Origin of the sequence: Burkholderia seminalis DSM 23518, from assembly GCF_902832885.1 — a bacterium.
Taxonomy (GTDB): Bacteria; Pseudomonadota; Gammaproteobacteria; order Burkholderiales; family Burkholderiaceae; genus Burkholderia; species Burkholderia seminalis.
In genome coordinates, this window is sequence record NZ_CADFDK010000025.1 from 1 (window position 1) to 15,239 (window position 15,239).

Sequence of the window (15,239 nt, forward strand, 5' to 3'; positions counted from 1 at the left end):
CCGTGCGCGAAGTTGATGATGCCGAGAATGCCGTACACCATCGTGTAGCCCAACGCGATGATGGCGTAGACACTGCCGAGCACCAGCCCGTTCAGAATTTGTTGGACAAAAATGTCCATGTCACTCCCAAGAGTTGATTACTATTGGATCGGCATGCGAGAACGCCGATTACTCGTCGTTCTCGCTCGAAGTATCACTGCGTCGGACTGAGGTTATCGCCCGACACTTTGTACACGGTCACCGGCGCATCAATCCATTCACCGTTCTTGTCGAACGCGACCTTTCCGACCAGCGTCGAGAACTGGATTTGCTTGAGCATCGGAACGAACTTTTCGGGGTCCGTCGAATTCGCCGCCTTCATCGCCTGCGCGACCACCATCGTGGCCGAATAGAATGCCGGCGAGTAAACATCGTTCTTCACACCGAATTGCTTTTCATACCGTGCCGCGAATTCCGGACCACCGGGCAACGTCGCGAGCGGTGCGCCGCCTTCGGCGCAATACCCCCGCCCATTCAGCGTTCCGGCAGCCAGCTTCGGCATATCGACCGAGCAGATCCCGTCCCCGCCTAGCACCGGAACCGCAAGACCCAACTGCTTGGACTGTCGCCCGATGGCGGCTGCCTGCGCGTAGTACCCGCCGTAGAAGATCGCGTCCGGGCGTTGAGCCTTGATGTGCGTCAGAATCGCGTTGAAGTCCGTTGCCTTGTCGTTGGAATATTCCCTGGCGACGACGTCGATACCGTTCTTCTTCGCCGTCGCGGCAAACACGTCAGCTACGCCTGATCCGTATGCCGTGCGATCGTCGATCACCGCCACGCGTTTTGCATGCAATACCTTTGCCGCATATTCGGCCATGCGTGCGCCCATCACGTTGTCATTGGCCGCAAGCCGGAAGACATACGGGAAGCTCTGCTGCGTGATCGCCGGATTTGAAGCGGCGCCGGTAATCATCGGAACACGCGCATTGTTGTAGATGCGGGAGGCGGGAATGGTCACGCCGGAGTTGTAGTGGCCGATGACCGCCTTCACACCCGAATCGACGAGCTTCTGAGCGACAGAGACGCCCGTTTTGGGATCTGCAGCATCGTCCTCGGACAGCATTTCGAACTTGATGGATTGACCGTCGACGACGATCGGCGTCCGATTCAGCTCTTCAATCGCCAGCCGCACGCCTCGCTCATCGTCCTTGCCGAAATTCGATTGGCCGCCCGTCAACGGGCCCGCGACACCGATCCTGACAGTCTGATCCGCATGCGCGGCAGAAATCAATGCGGGGCTGATTCCCCCGAGCAACAGGGTGGCGATGGTGAGTTTGTGACAGTACTTCATGTGAAACCTCCGTGGCGTGGGCAAATTGGGTAGTCGACATGGTTGCAGCGTCAGGAGCGCGGGCACGAGATGGCCGATTGCGCTTGACGTGGGATAGTCAGTCCCGCCAGTGCGGTTGTGCAGATTCCAGAAGCCGCTTGAGCGAGCGAAAATGAAGTCGTGCATATTCATCTCGATCACGGTCGAATTCACGAGAAGTCCGACGAGCCAGTTCGTCGCTCACGCGCTTAAGCGGACGCCCGCTCGACATCGCGAGGATTTGGATCTGGGCGGCTCGTTCGAGGTAGTAGAGATCGTCGAGTGCCGCGGCAATCGAAGGGCCCGTGACTATCACGCCGTGGTGCTCGAGCATCAGGACACGCTTGGAAGACAACGCGGCGGCAATCCGGTCTCCTTCCTGTTCGCTGAGTGCAAGTCCTCCGTATTCCGAATGATCACGGTCGTAGGCAATGCGATCGAAAAAGCGAAGGCTGTTCTGATGGCACATTTCGAGGCGAAAGCCGTCGAGCGTCGTCAGTGCCGTGGCATAAGGCATGTGCGTATGAAGTACGCATGCGGCATCAGGCGAGGCGCGATGAACTCGGGAATGGATGTTGAGCGCGGTTTTCTCGACTCGTCCGACTCCGTCGATTACCGAGCCGGCGGAATCGACGAGCAGCAAATCAGCCGGTCGGATCTCTTCGAAGCTGAGTCCGAACGGATTGATCAGATACGTTTCCCGACTGCCCGGGAGCAAGAGACTGAAATGGTTGCATGTGCCCTCGTGGAAGCCGAGGCGCGCGGCGATGCGAAATGCCGCGGCCAGATCGTCGCGAGCATTCGCGAGCTCATCGGTCTTCGATCCAGGAAAAAAATCGGTGGCGTGTGCCATGGGGTCGTCCAGTGCAAGTATGCGTATGCGATTCCCCTTCAATGTAGTGAATCAAACCTGCACGGATACATGTACACTTTAAAACGAGGGTGACTAACTGTATTGGGTTCGTCGCCTGCACGGTTATATGGGCCGGTATTTTTGATGTGATAGGTGCGGCGATGAAACCGATACTGACGCTCGATCCCCAGGGGGAATCGTCCCTGGTTCAACAGATCGTGGCCGGGCTGACGGCAACGGTGAACGAAAGAACCTGGCGGTCCGGGGCCAAGGTTCCGAGCATCCGCGTATTCGCCGAGGCACATGGCGTGTCGACATTTACGGTCGTCGAAGCATACGATCGCCTGGTGGCGCAAGGCGTCTTGATGGCACGGCGTGGATCCGGCTTTTATGTCGCGGATCGAAGCCGTAGCGAGATACCTCCGACCATCGAGAAACTCAACGAGGAATTCACGAACGGATGGTCGCTGCGTAACGTTCTGGAGGGAACGGAAGGCACGATTCACGCGGGCTCGGGATGGATTCCAGAGGCATGGTTCGACGCGGACGGCCTTGGGCGGGCGCTAAGACAGGTAGCGGCGCAGCCGCGATCTCTATTGGGGTACGGGCACGCAAAGGGGTATGAGCCGTTGCGTGAGCAAATCGTGCGGCAACTTGCGGAACACGAGATCGAGGCAAGTTCCACGGGCATCGTCACTACGCTGGGTGCCAACCAGGCGCTGGATCTCGCCATTCGTCATCTTACGCGCGAGGGCGATACCGTGCTGGTAGACGAGCCCTGCTACAGCGATCTGCTCGTTGCATTGCGATTGCGCAGGATCAAGGCAGTCGGGATTCCGATGACACCTACCGGTCCGGACGTCGTTTCGATGGAGCAGGCGTTCGAGACTCATCGCCCCAAAGTGTTCTTCACCAATACGCGGCTGCATAATCCGACCGGTGCGAGCTACAGCTCGGCATCGGCATTCAAGGTCCTGAAGCTTGCCGAGCGCTACGACTGCATCATCGTCGAGGACGACGTCTCTGCCGGTCTGGTGTCCGGAAATTCAGTCGCGCTCGCGTCCATGGATCAATTGAAACGAGTGGTCTACGTCGGCAGCTTTTCAAAGACCATCGGTGCCGGCCTGCGCGTGGGATTCGTGGCCGCGGAGCCCGCGCTTCTCGAGGGTTTGCTTTACCAGAAGCTGGTGTCCGGAATGTCGACGCCGACGATCACGGAGCAACTGGCACATGCAGTGCTGTCCGAAGGACACTTCAGGAAGCAGGCCGAGCAATTGCGCGATCGTCTCGCTACCGCGCAGGAACGGACCTGTCGCCGGCTTGAATCGATCGGTTTTGAAGTGTTCTGCGAACCTCGATCCGGAATGTTCGTATGGGCACGGCCCGCGGGAATCAATTGCGATTCAGCCGAACTCGCTGTACGTGCGGTCGACCACAAGATTCTTCTGGCGCCAGGCAATCTTTTCTACGCCACCAATCCAACCAGTAGTTGGCTGCGATTCAATGTTGCGCACTGCAACTTCGATCGTCTTTATGCGTTTCTGGCGCATGCCATTACACACTGACCCGGTCTCGTCACGAAGCCGCCAGGGAATCGGCGTCGCGCAACGAACCGGTGATCTCTCGAACCCACTCGAGTCGGCACGCGCATGAGCTAGCGTCCACGCCGTGCGCGGATCCAAGTGTGCAGGCAACAAGGCCACTACAGTTATCTGACGATCCACCGCAGTGTGCATGTATCTGTTTGGCTCGATTGCATAAATTGACGGACAACACGTCGTTCATGATTTCGATGCGGCGGTAACTCCGATCAATTTTCAGCATGAAAAAGATACGAAATTACGAAGCACTCCTCTCGAATGGCGTCGTTTCGTCACGGCAGATCGTACTCGAGATCGCGGACCGGACACTCGACAGGCTCGACAGCTACCAGCGAATTCGAAGCATCATGCGCATGGAAGGTAGCGTACTGCATATCGGAACGCGCTCGTGGGACCTTTCGCGCAAGCGAAACGTCTATCTGGTCGGCGCTGGCAAGGCTTGCAACCACATGGCAATGGCAGTCGACCATGTGTTGGGTGATCGCCTGACGCACGGTATCGCCATCGTGAAAATCCGGGAAGAATCGGACCGTTTCAACAAGACCGAGGTGTTCGTCGGCGGGCATCCCCTCCCGAACGAAGAAGGCCATCGGGCATCGAAGCAAATCATCGAACTCGTCGATCAGGCCGGACCAGACGACTTGTTCATCGCGGTGATCAGCGGCGGAAGTTCGGCGCTCATGTCCTGTCCGATCGAAGGAATCAGCCTGCAGGACGAGATCGATACCACGGATGTGCTGCTGAAATCCGGTGCAGGCATTTACGAGATCAATGCCGTGCGCCGCCACATTTCGGCCTTGAACGGCGGGATGTTGGCGCAGCGCATACAGGACACGGGTGCCGAACTGATCGGTTTCGGCATCAGCGACGCGGTCGGATCGCCTGCCACGAGTGACATTTCGGTGCCCTACGCCGCCTACAAAAGCACGCCGATCGGTCCCGACATGACGACCCTGGACGACGCTCGCGCCACGATCATCAATCGCAACGTGGCCGATCGCCTGCCCAAAAGCGTTGTCGACTATCTGATGAACGCAGGCCCCGACGCGGAGACCCCGAAGGCCTTTCCGGACAATACCTACTTCCTGCTCAACACGCTGCCCGACTCCTGCATTTACGCCAAGGCAGTCTGCGAGGAGATGGGTATCCCCGCAATGATCGTGTCGTCGTTCCTTGAAGGAGAAAGTCGCGACGCCGGCACCTTCTTCGCGTCGATGGCGCGCGAAATCCAGACGTACGGCAACCCGATCAAGCCCCCTTGCGTGCTTCTCAGCTCCGGTGAGGTGACGACGCTTATCGACGATAACAGCGTGATCAAGGGGCACGGCGGGCCTGGTCAGGAAATGGCCGCAAGTTTCGCTATCGCGGCGGCCAAAACGACGGGCGCCTGCCTGCTGTCGATCGACAGCGAAGGCACGGACGGCACGGCGACGGTGGCGGGAGGCATGACGGACTCGACCAGCTTCACCGCGGCTGCCGCAAAGGGAGTCAACCTCTATCAGGCACTGCGCGAGCACAGCTGCTTCGAAGCACTCGAGTCGATCGACTCCGCCATTTTCACCGGCAACACCGGTACCAACCTGTGTGACTTGAACATCCTTTATGTTCCTGAACCGAACGGGAGCAAGTGACATGGAAGACAAGATCACATCCGTCCGGGCACTTCAGATCATCGATTGCAAGTGCCGGCCCGCAGTCGAAGTCGAGGTGCGCACCGAAAGCGGTGCGGTTGGTCGAGGTGCGGCACCCACCGGCACTTCCGTCGGGATGCACGAATCGTTCGTCCTGCGGGACGGCGATCCAGCGACCTACGACGGGCTCAGTGTTCATAACGCCGTCGACAACGCGGTCAATGTAATTGGTCCGGCGCTGATCGGCATGAACGTGTTCGATCAGCGAGCGATCGACGAAAAAATGATCGCGCTCGATGGCACACCCAATAAGTCCCGCCTCGGCGGAAACACGATTTACTCGGTATCCATCGCGGCATTCCGTACGGCGGCGAATGCCCGATCGATTCCGCTGTACGCTCACATCGCCGGCCGCGACATCAGGACCGTGCCGGTCCCATGCTTCAACGTGATCAACGGCGGACGATACGATGGGCTCACCCAGCCGTTCAACGAGTTCCTGATCGTGCCGTACGGCACTGACAGTGTCGACTTCGCCATCGAAATGGCGGTGGCCGTGTTTCAGAAGCTTGGCCATGTACTGACCGAATATCTGGGCCACAAACCTCAAGTCGCCAGTTCCTATGGCTACGCCGCCCCTTCGGATGACCCGGAAGTCGTGTTGACGCTGATGCAAAAGGCCATCGACGCCTGTGGCTATACAGGCCGGATCGCGTTTGCGCTCGATTGCGCGTCAAGCGAGATGTACGACAAGGAAACCCGCACGTATCTGCTGAAAGGCAAACGGGTGTCCACCTCCGAACTCATTGCCTATGCCCGCTTCCTGACCGAGAAATTCAATTTGGTCTTCATCGAGGATTTGCTCGATGAAAACGACTGGGAAGGTTACAGCACGGCGGTTCGAGAAATTCGACGATCGATCATTCTGGGCGACGATCTCACGGTCACCAGTCTCCCGTTACTTGAGCGGGCTTTCGAGACTCGTGCCGTGGACGGGTTCGTGTTGAAGCCGAACCAGGTCGGAACGATCACGGAGGCGATGGACGCCTATCGATTTGCGCTGCAACACGGAATGATCGCGGTGCCCTCGGGCCGCTCCGGTGGTGTCGTGGATGACGTCGTGATGGATTTTTCGGTCGGCCTCGAAGTTCCGCTCCAGAAGAATGGCGCGCCCCGTTCCGGCGAGCGGATCGAAAAGCTCAACTTTCTGTTGCGGGCAAATGCGCGAATCCCGGGTTGCCGCCTCTACGACATTTCACCACTTCTCCGATTCTGACCACTGAGTCGGGATCGAAGCTTGACACCCAACATCTTCCTTTTTCGACGAGGTCTGCACCATGTATCCCAAAATCGACTTTCTGTACCTTTCCGAGCCGGACATGATCGCAGTTGGCGTGCTGGATGCCGCGCGCTGCGTGTCCGTATGCGAGGAGACATTCGGACTCCTCGGCAGAGGCGACTATCTGATGGGTGGCGCCAATCACAATAACCACGGAATGAACATCGTCTTCCCGAAAGAGACGAAGTTCCCGAACATGCCGGTTGCCGGTCCGGACCGCCGCTTTGCTGCAATGCCCGGTTATCTGGGCGGTCGCTTCGACGTGTGCGGCAACAAATGGTACGGATCGAATCACGCCAATGCCGAGAAAGGCCTGCCGCGCTCGATCTTGACCATGATGCTCAATGACAAGGACACGGGCGCGCCGCTGGCGCTGATGTCGGCGAACTTGTTGAGCGCGGCCCGAACCGGAGCCGTGCCGGGAGTGGCGGCAAAGTATCTAGCCAACCAAGATGCGAGAAGTATGTCTGTTATCGGTTGCGGCCCGATCAACAAGGCGTGCTTCACCGCGATCATGACCCAGCTCGGCTCGATCCAGCACGTCGTCTGTTTCGACGTCTTCCTCGACAAGGCGAACGAGTTCGCCGGTTGGGTTCAGCAAACGTACGGGATTTCCGCCACCGGTACCGATGAGGCCGAGAAAGGCTTCCGTGATGCAGATGTCATCACCGTGGCAGCGTCGCGTCTGAAGCCGCTTTATTTCAAGGACGAATGGATCAAGGAGGGCGCGACCATTCTCGTCTCAGGCCCGTTCAATACCGACGAGTCGTTCCTGACCGGCGCCAGGATCGTATACGACCATACCCCGCTGCAGGAAGCCTATGTCGAGGACGCAATCGCATCGGGCAACAAGGAAGGCTACTACAGCAGCGTCATTGGCGGCCCGTTCTTCCGTCTGATCGATGCAGGCAAGCTGCCCGCCCTGCCTGACTCGACCAGCCTCGGTCATGTCGTGAATGGCGACAAGCCGGGCCGGGAGAGCACGAAGGAGCGTGTCATCTTCATAGCATGCGGGATGGCGGTTTTCGACATCAGCTGGGGGACGGAGCTCTATAACAACGCGCGGGAAAGGAAGATCGGCACGTCCCTCAATTTGTGGGAAAAGCCGGCTCTCTGATCGGGTCGCCGTGAATCGCACTCCCGGCAATTGAGCCGCCTGGATCCCCCCGGAAAGTGCCGAGCGCCAGTGTCGGGGCTTTCCTGAGCCTTCGGCCATAGGCCGAAGGCTCATGCCGGGCGAATGCTGGCGAGCGTCGAGGTTTGGGACTGCTTGCACCAAGTACTCTTGGCAAAGCTGCGTGCAGCGGACCGCCTCGATTGGTCACGTTGATCTGAGTAACCGTGTTGAATGACAAGCTGTGAGAGGTTGATTTTGAGCATTCAGGTGTTAGCCACCCCTCGTCATTTACATCGCTCGCGACGCACTTTTTCCACTTCGACGCAATGATAAGTTTGCGCACTTCATTGAATTTCAGAATAAAAACCTCAGGACCAGCGTGAATTCGCGAATACGACGAAAATTCCACATTGATATGAATTTTTATTCAAAGACAACATATCGAGACTGCGGACATCTTTTCTGAGAAACAACAACACGCACCACACCGAGCCCCCAAGCAGCACCCCCCCGTACCGGCATCCATCCACATAACTGTACCGGTACTGTACAGAAAACCGTCGCTAAACTGACCTCCATCCCAGTCCAGAACAGAAATGGAGAATCCGCGATGGAATTCCTCACCCTCAGCGCGTTGCCCGCCGGCATGCTGTTCGCGCTCGTCACGTCGATCACGCCCGGCCCGAACAACACGATGCTGCTCGCATCCGGCGTCAACTTCGGTTTCCGCCGCACGATGCCGCACCTGTTCGGCATCAGCATGGGCGTCGCGATCCTGATGCTCAGCGTCGGCTTCGGCCTCGGCGAGGCGTTCAAGCGCCTGCCGCTGCTGTATACGATCCTCGAGGCCGCCAGCGTCGCGTACCTGCTGTACCTCGCGTGGCGCATCGGCACGTCGGGCGAGGTGAAGGCGCACGGCGCCAAGCCGCGGCCGATGACGTTCGTCGAAGCCGCCGCGTTCCAGTGGGTCAACCCGAAAGCCTGGATGATGGTGCTGACCGCCGCGACGACGGTCCGCCTGTCCGCCGACTACGGGATGAACGCCGCATGGATGTCCGTCGTGTTCATCCTGATCGGCTTCCCGTGCATCTGCCTGTGGGCCGCGTTCGGCCTCGGCCTGCGCCGCTTCCTGTCGAATCCCCGCGCGCTGCGCATCTTCAACGTGACGATGGCCGTGCTGCTGATCCTGTCTCTGTATCCGCTCGTCGCGCACCTGCTGCCGCAGTAAGCGCTCACGGCGCGCCCGTTGAGATTCGCGCAAGGCAGGCGTACCCTTTTGGTACGGGCGCGCGCAACCGCTTCGCCGGTTGCGCCGCAGCTGTCGGGAGACAAGCCGATGAAGCCACTGCTGAGGGCGGGCGAACACATCGAGGGCGTGCACTGGATCGCCGAGTATCACCCGCTCACGCACGATATCCGCGTGCTGCGCGAGAACATCGAAGTCGGCACTTACTGCGCGCCGCCGACACTGTTCGGCGACGAGGAAGAGATGGGCGCCGCGAACCACGACGATCATCGCGGCCGGGAGGCCGCACTGCGCGCGTATCTGCGCAATTTCGTCAAGGAACACGACGCGGAAGAATAGCGGCCCGAGCGGTGCCGCTGGAAGCGGGGCCGGCGCAACGCACCGGCCCTTGCGTCGCTCAATGCCCGAGCGACTCGATCTTGCCGGCCGGCTGCGCGACGCCATGCGGCCGCGCCGTCTGCTTGATCAGCAACGCGATGCACGCGAGCACGCCCGCAACGGCGATCGTCGCGAACACGCCCGCGAACGAGAAGTGCCGGCGCGTCAGTTCGGCGACGAGGAACGATCCCGCGATCCCGCCGAAGCGGCCGACGCCGAGCATCCATGCGACGCCCGTGCCGCGCCCTTCGGTCGGATAGAACGCGGCGGCCAGCGCCGGCATCGACGATTGCGCGGTGTTCATCAGCACGCCGGCCACGAACACGATCAGCACGAGCAGCCCGACGTTGCCGGCCGCCTGCCCGATCGCGTACACGCTCACCGCCGTCAGCGCGTAACACACGGCGATCACGCGGTTCGCGTTGAAGCGGTCCATCAGCACGCCGCACAGCACGGCGCCCACGCCGCCGAGCGGGAACAGTGCCGAGATCAGCGTCGCGCTCTTCGGCGTCAGCCCCGCATCCTTCAGCAGGATCGGCATCCAGTTGATCGACGCGTAGAAGATCACGAGGCCCATGAAGTACGCGAGCCACAGCATCACCGAGCCGACGATGTACGAGCGCGACAGCACGACGCCGAGGCCCTTGCTGCCGGTTTGCGGCGCGGCTTCGGTCATCGCGAACGAGCCGGCGTTCAGCGCGTCGCGCGAGATGCGCGCGAGCGTGGCGCGGATCCTGTCGATGGACTGACCGCTCGCGACCATGAAGCGCACCGATTCCGGCATCTTCAGCAGCAACAGCACGCCGAGCAGCAGCGGCGTCACGCCGCCGAGCACCAGCACGCTGCGCCAGCCGAAATGCGGAATCATCCACGCGGCCAGGAAGCCGCCGAACGCGGCGCCAAGCGGGAAGCCGCAGAACATCAGGTTGATCACGGTCGCACGGCGCTTGTCCGGGCAGAACTCGCCCATCATCGTGACCGCGTTCGGCATCGCCGCGCCGAGCCCGACGCCGGTGATGAAACGCAGGATCGTCAGATGCCCGATCGTGTTCGAGAAGGCGGACATCAGGCACGCGACGCCGAACAGGAACACCGAGCCGAGCAGCAGCGAGCGGCGCCCGAGCCGGTCGGACAGCGGGCCCGACACGAGCGCGCCGCACGCGAGGCCGAACAACGCGGCACTCAGCACCGGGGCGAGATCGGGTTTGGTCAGGTTCCATTCGCCGAGCAGCGACGGCGCGATGAAACCGATCGCGGCCGTATCGAAGCCGTCGAGCAGCACGATCACGAAACACATGAGGAACACGAGCCATTGAAAGCCGCCGAACGGCTGCTCGTTGATGAAGGTCTGGACATCGACCACGGGTGCGCGATTCATCGCGAGTCTCCTGGATATAGGTACGAGCAAGACGGCATGAAGCCGTGCCCTTTCTTTGTTCGCGCACCGGCCATCCGGTGCGCCGCGTGCCGATGCTCTGCCGGCACGTTCATCGATCCCGTCGCGCGACCCGCTTGCGACAGCAAGCCGCGCGACGGCGGCCGGCCGCCCTCAGCCGGCCGCGCCTGACCGGCCGTCTTACGCGGCCGCGTCCTGTTCCTTGAAGATCTTGTCCGCGAGATGGAACGCGGAATTCGCGGCCGGCACGCCGCAATAGATCGCGGTCTGCAGCAGCACTTCCTTGATCTGGTCGCGCGTCACGCCGTTGTTGCGCGCGGCGCGCAGGTGCAGCGCCAGTTCCTCGCCGCGGTTCAGCGCGACCATCATCGCGATGGTCAGCAGGCTGCGCGTATGGCGCGGCAGGCCGTCGCGCGTCCAGATCTCGCCCCATGCATAGCGCGTGATCAGGTTCTGGAATTCGTCGGTCACCTCGGTGCGGTTCTCGAGCGAGCGGTCGACGTGCGCGTCGCCGAGCACCGCGCGGCGCACCTTCATCCCTGCTTCGTAACGTTCCTGGTCGTCCATCGTCGTTACCTCATGCGTTCAGGAAATCGAGCAGCGCACGGTTGAAGCCGTCGGTGCACTCGATGTTCGAAATGTGCGCGGCGTCGAATTCGACGTGCAGCGCACCGGGAATCGCGGCAGCAAGCGCGCGGCCCTGGTCGGGCGGCGTCGACATGTCCTTCGCGCCGGTCACGACGAGCACCGGCAGCGTGATGCCCTTCACCTCCTCGCGCAGGTCGGCGGCGTTCAGCGCGTCGCAGTTCGCCGCGTAGCCGTCCTTGTCGGTATGCACGAAGGTGTCGCGGATCGCGTCGAACAGGCGCGGCTCGCGTTCGACGAATGCGTCGGTGAACCAGCGCGGCAGCACGGCGTCGGCGAGCGCGGCCATGCCTTCGGCACGCGCCTTCTGCGCACGCGGCACCCACACTTCCGGCGAACCGATCTTCGCGGCGGTATTCGACAGCACCGCGCGCACGATGCGTGACGGGTAGCGCGCGGCGAGCGCGGCGCCCGTCAGCCCGCCCATCGAAATCCCGCAGAAATGCGCGCAGTCGATGCCGACGTGGTCGAGCAGGCCGATCACGTCGCCGGCGAGCTGCTCGATCGCGTACGAACCGGCCGGCGCGTCGGAATGACCGTGGCCGCGCGTGTCGTAGCGCAGGATGTTGAAGTGCTGCGTGAGCGGGCGGATCTGCGGCGCCCACATCTGCAGGTCGGCGCCGAGCGAGTTCGAGAAGACGAGCCACGGCGCGTCGGCGCGCGCGGCACGGTCGATCCGGTAATGCAGTTTCACGCCGTTGACAGTGGCGAAAGGCATCAATGTTCTCCTGGTTGTTGCGCGCCCGCATGCAGCGCGAGCACGGCGTCGACATAGGCCTGCGCCTCGCCGACGTAATGTGCGGGATCGAGCAGCCGCGCGAGCGCGTCGCGCGACAGGTGCGCCGACACGGTCGCATCGGCGGCGAGCACGTCGAACAGCGTCGCGCCGGTGCGCACCGCTTCCTTCGACGCATGCTCGACGACATGGTGCGCATCGAGGCGGCCGATGCGGTCGCCGAGCGCGAGCATCACGGCTTCGCCGAGGATCAGCCCGTGCGTGAGGTCGAGGTTCGCGGCGAGGCGTTCGGTATTGACGTCGAGCCCCGCGACGATCTGCGCGATCTGCGCGAGCGCGCCGCCCGTCAGGCGCGCGAGGTCGGGCAGCGCATCCCATTCGGCCTGCCAGCCGCCGAGCGCGCGTTCGTGCTCCTGCACCATCCCCGCGAATACGGTCGCGACGAGGCCCGGCGCGCGCACCGCGGCGGTCAGTACGGCCGCGCAGCCGACCGGGTTGCGCTTGTGCGGCATCGTCGACGAGCCGCCCTTGCCGGCGGCCGCCGGTTCGCCGAGCTCGCCGACTTCGGTCTGCATCTGCAGCGACACGTCGCGCGCGATCTTGCCGAGCGTGCCCGTCAGCATCCCGAAGCAGGACGCGGCTTCCGCGATGCGGTCGCGCTGCGTATGCCACGGCACGGCCGGCGCTTCAAGCCGCAGGTCGGCCGCGAGCGCGGCAGTGACGCCGCTCGCCTGCTCGCGCAGGCTCGCGAGCGTGCCGGCCGCGCCGCCGAACTGCAGCACGAGCGCCCGCGCGCGCAATTCGGCGAAGCGCGCGCGATGGCGCAGCAGCGCGTCGAGCCACTGGGCGAATTTCAGGCCGAGCGTGATCGGCAGCGCCTGCTGCAGCCACGTGCGGCCGATCATCGGCGTCGCGCGGTGCGTGCGCGCGAGCGCCGCGAGCGACGCGCACGCTTCGTCGAGCATCGGTTCGAGCACGTCGAGCGTGTCGCGCAGCTGCAGCACGGTCGCGGTATCGATGATGTCCTGGCTCGTTGCGCCCCAATGCACGAACTTCGCGGCCTCGGGGTCGTCGGCCTTCACCTGCGCGGTGAGCTGCTTGACGAGCGGAATCGCGAGATTGCCGCCGAGCGCCGCGCCATGCGCGAGCGCGTCGGCGTCGAGCCGGCCGGCGTCGCATGCGCGTTCGATCGGCGCGACCGCGGTGGCGGGAATCACCTGCCGCGCGGCGAGCGCGCGCGCGAGCGCGGCCTCGACGTCGAGCATCCGCTGGATCGTCGCGCGGGGCGACCAGATCCGGTTGAGCGGCTCGGTGCCGCAGATGAGGGAGGTCAGGCGGGCGCTGTCTTCAAGCATGGCATCGGATTGGGGAAACGGCGTGTGCCTATTGTCCACCCAAGCGGGCCGGCCTGCGCGCGAGCGCACGCGCCGGCACGCCGGCGGTTCAGGCAGCCGCCTTCTGCGTCGCGTCGATCAGCGGCACGCCGGTCAGCTTCTGCAGTTCGTCGAACGACAGGTCGGTGAAGATCTCGCTCACCGCGAGGCCGTCGGCCGTCACGTCGAGCACCGCGAGATCCGTATAGATACGGCTTACGCATTGCACGCCGGTGACCGGATACGAGCACTGCGCGACGATCTTGCTTTCGCCCTGCTTCGTCAGGTGCTCCATCATCACGAACACCTGCTTCGCGCCGATCGCGAGATCCATCGCGCCGCCGACGGCCGGAATCGCATCGGGTGCGCCCGTATGCCAGTTCGCGAGGTCGCCGGTCGCCGACACCTGGAACGCGCCGAGCACGCAGTAGTCGAGATGGCCGCCGCGCATCATCGCGAACGAATCGGCGTGGTGGAAATACGCGCCGCCGGTGAGCAGCGTCACGTGCTGCTTGCCGGCGTTGATCAGTTCGTCGTCTTCCTCGCCCGGCGCGGGCGCGGGGCCCATGCCGAGCAGGCCGTTCTCGCTGTGCAGGAAGATTTCCTTGCTCGGGTCGAGGTGGTTCGCCACCAGCGTCGGCACGCCGATACCGAGGTTCACGTACGCGCCTTCGGGGATGTCCTGGGCGACGCGCTTGGCCATTTCATCGCGGGTCAGTCGTTTCATGTCGGGTCTCCTGGCGACCGGGGCTGACGCTTCAGCGCTTGCTCCGGTCCCATACAAAGTTCGGTCAGGCAGCTTGCGAAGCGGCGTGTTCGGCGGCCAGCTCGGCCGCGTGCGCGGCCTGCGGCACCTCGACGACGCGCTGGACGAAAATGCCCGGCGTCACGATGTGTTCCGGGTTCAGCGCGCCGAGCGGCACGACTTCCGACACCTGCACGATCGCGACCTTCGCGGCGCTGGCCATGATCGGCCCGAAGTTGCGCGCGGTCTTGCGGTACACGAGGTTGCCCCAGCGATCGCCCTTGTACGCCTTCACGAGCGCGAAATCGGCGTGGATCGGCGTCTCGAACACGTACGGCTTGCCGTCGATCACACGCGTTTCCTTGCCTTCCGCGAGCTTGGTGCCGTAACCCGTCGGCGTGAAGAAGCCGCCGATGCCGGCGCCTGCCGCGCGGATGCGCTCCGCGAGGTTGCCCTGCGGCACGAGCTCCAGCTCGATCTCGCCCGCCCGGTACAGCCCGTCGAATACCTGCGAATCGCTCTGGCGCGGGAACGAGCAGATGATCTTGCGCACCTGCTTCGCCTTCAGCAGCGCCGCGAGGCCGGTCTCGCCGTTGCCCGCGTTGTTGTTGACGATCGTCAGGTCGCGCGCGCCCTGCTCGATCAGCGCGTCGATCAGCTCGGACGGCATGCCGGCCGTGCCGAAGCCGCCGATCATGATTGTCGCGCCATCGTGGATGTCGGCCACCGCCGACTGGAGCGATTCGAAAATCTTGTTGACCATGTCTCTTCCTGATACGAACCCGCGGCTCGATGCGCGGCCTGTCGAGGGGACACGCGCGTGCCGCGTGC

At 62.7% G+C, this 15,239-nt stretch carries 15 protein-coding genes; 6 read left to right on the forward strand and 9 right to left on the reverse strand.

Translation table 11 applies throughout. The annotated features are described in order from the left end of the window. From HWX00_RS35350 to HWX00_RS35360, 3 genes are all read right to left on the reverse strand, one after another. The coding region (locus HWX00_RS35350; protein WP_425129260.1) for an ABC transporter permease subunit at positions 1-119 on the reverse strand (119 nt) is incomplete at its 3' end. 74 nt (positions 120-193) lie between these two features. After that, the gene (locus HWX00_RS35355; RefSeq protein WP_059620791.1) at positions 194-1,330 is read right to left on the reverse strand and encodes a branched-chain amino acid ABC transporter substrate-binding protein; all 1,137 of its coding nucleotides are present in this window, start codon (positions 1,328-1,330) and stop codon (positions 194-196) included. 97 nt (positions 1,331-1,427) lie between these two features. Next, on the reverse strand, positions 1,428-2,201 hold the full coding sequence (locus HWX00_RS35360) for an aldolase (RefSeq protein ID WP_175028900.1): 774 nt from the start codon (positions 2,199-2,201) through the stop codon (positions 1,428-1,430). A 161-nt stretch (positions 2,202-2,362) separates the two neighbouring features. Between HWX00_RS35360 and HWX00_RS35365 the strand changes: the two genes are divergently transcribed. The 6 genes from HWX00_RS35365 (at position 2,363) to HWX00_RS35390 (ending at position 9,474) form a co-directional block, all read left to right on the forward strand. After that, a complete protein-coding gene (locus HWX00_RS35365; protein WP_175028899.1) occupies positions 2,363-3,766 on the forward strand; it encodes an aminotransferase-like domain-containing protein in 1,404 nt (467 codons plus the stop codon). Between the two features lie 257 nt (positions 3,767-4,023). Further along, entirely contained in the window at positions 4,024-5,433 is a 1,410-nt protein-coding gene (locus HWX00_RS35370; RefSeq protein ID WP_175028898.1) for a glycerate kinase type-2 family protein, read from the forward strand. Position 5,434: 1 nt separating this feature from the next. Next, positions 5,435-6,709 carry a phosphopyruvate hydratase gene (gene eno / locus HWX00_RS35375; RefSeq protein ID WP_175028897.1) on the forward strand — a complete coding sequence of 425 codons (1,275 nt, stop codon included), beginning with the start codon at positions 5,435-5,437 and terminating at the stop codon, positions 6,707-6,709. Between the two features lie 61 nt (positions 6,710-6,770). Next, a complete protein-coding gene (locus tag HWX00_RS35380) occupies positions 6,771-7,889 on the forward strand; it encodes a tyramine oxidase subunit B (RefSeq protein ID WP_175028896.1) in 1,119 nt (372 codons plus the stop codon). Positions 7,890-8,499: 610 nt separating this feature from the next. After that, entirely contained in the window at positions 8,500-9,117 is a 618-nt protein-coding gene (locus HWX00_RS35385; RefSeq protein WP_049029386.1) for a LysE family translocator, read from the forward strand. Between the two features lie 108 nt (positions 9,118-9,225). Then, a complete protein-coding gene (locus tag HWX00_RS35390; protein WP_034189741.1) occupies positions 9,226-9,474 on the forward strand; it encodes a hypothetical protein in 249 nt (82 codons plus the stop codon). Positions 9,475-9,532: 58 nt separating this feature from the next. On the opposite strand, the gene HWX00_RS35395 is transcribed toward HWX00_RS35390, so the two are convergent. From HWX00_RS35395 to HWX00_RS35420, 6 genes are all read right to left on the reverse strand, one after another. Further along, positions 9,533-10,891, reverse strand: coding sequence for an MFS transporter (locus HWX00_RS35395; protein ID WP_034189742.1), 1,359 nt, complete (start codon positions 10,889-10,891; stop codon positions 9,533-9,535). A 198-nt stretch (positions 10,892-11,089) separates the two neighbouring features. Next, entirely contained in the window at positions 11,090-11,476 is a 387-nt protein-coding gene (gene pcaC / locus HWX00_RS35400) for a 4-carboxymuconolactone decarboxylase (protein ID WP_034189743.1), read from the reverse strand. 10 nt (positions 11,477-11,486) lie between these two features. Beyond that, a complete protein-coding gene (gene pcaD / locus HWX00_RS35405) occupies positions 11,487-12,272 on the reverse strand; it encodes a 3-oxoadipate enol-lactonase (RefSeq protein ID WP_175028895.1) in 786 nt (261 codons plus the stop codon). After that, positions 12,272-13,645, reverse strand: coding sequence for a 3-carboxy-cis,cis-muconate cycloisomerase (locus HWX00_RS35410; RefSeq protein WP_059556390.1), 1,374 nt, complete (start codon positions 13,643-13,645; stop codon positions 12,272-12,274). Before HWX00_RS35410 ends, pcaD begins: the two co-directional genes overlap by 1 nt. 88 nt (positions 13,646-13,733) lie before the next feature. Then, positions 13,734-14,390: a CoA transferase subunit B gene (locus HWX00_RS35415; RefSeq protein WP_034189746.1), complete on the reverse strand. Its 657-nt coding sequence runs from the start codon at positions 14,388-14,390 to the stop codon at positions 13,734-13,736. Positions 14,391-14,454: 64 nt separating this feature from the next. Further along, positions 14,455-15,171, reverse strand: a complete 717-nt coding sequence (locus HWX00_RS35420; protein ID WP_021157587.1) for a 3-oxoacid CoA-transferase subunit A — start codon at positions 15,169-15,171, stop codon at positions 14,455-14,457. Between the last annotated feature and the right edge of the window lie 68 nt (positions 15,172-15,239).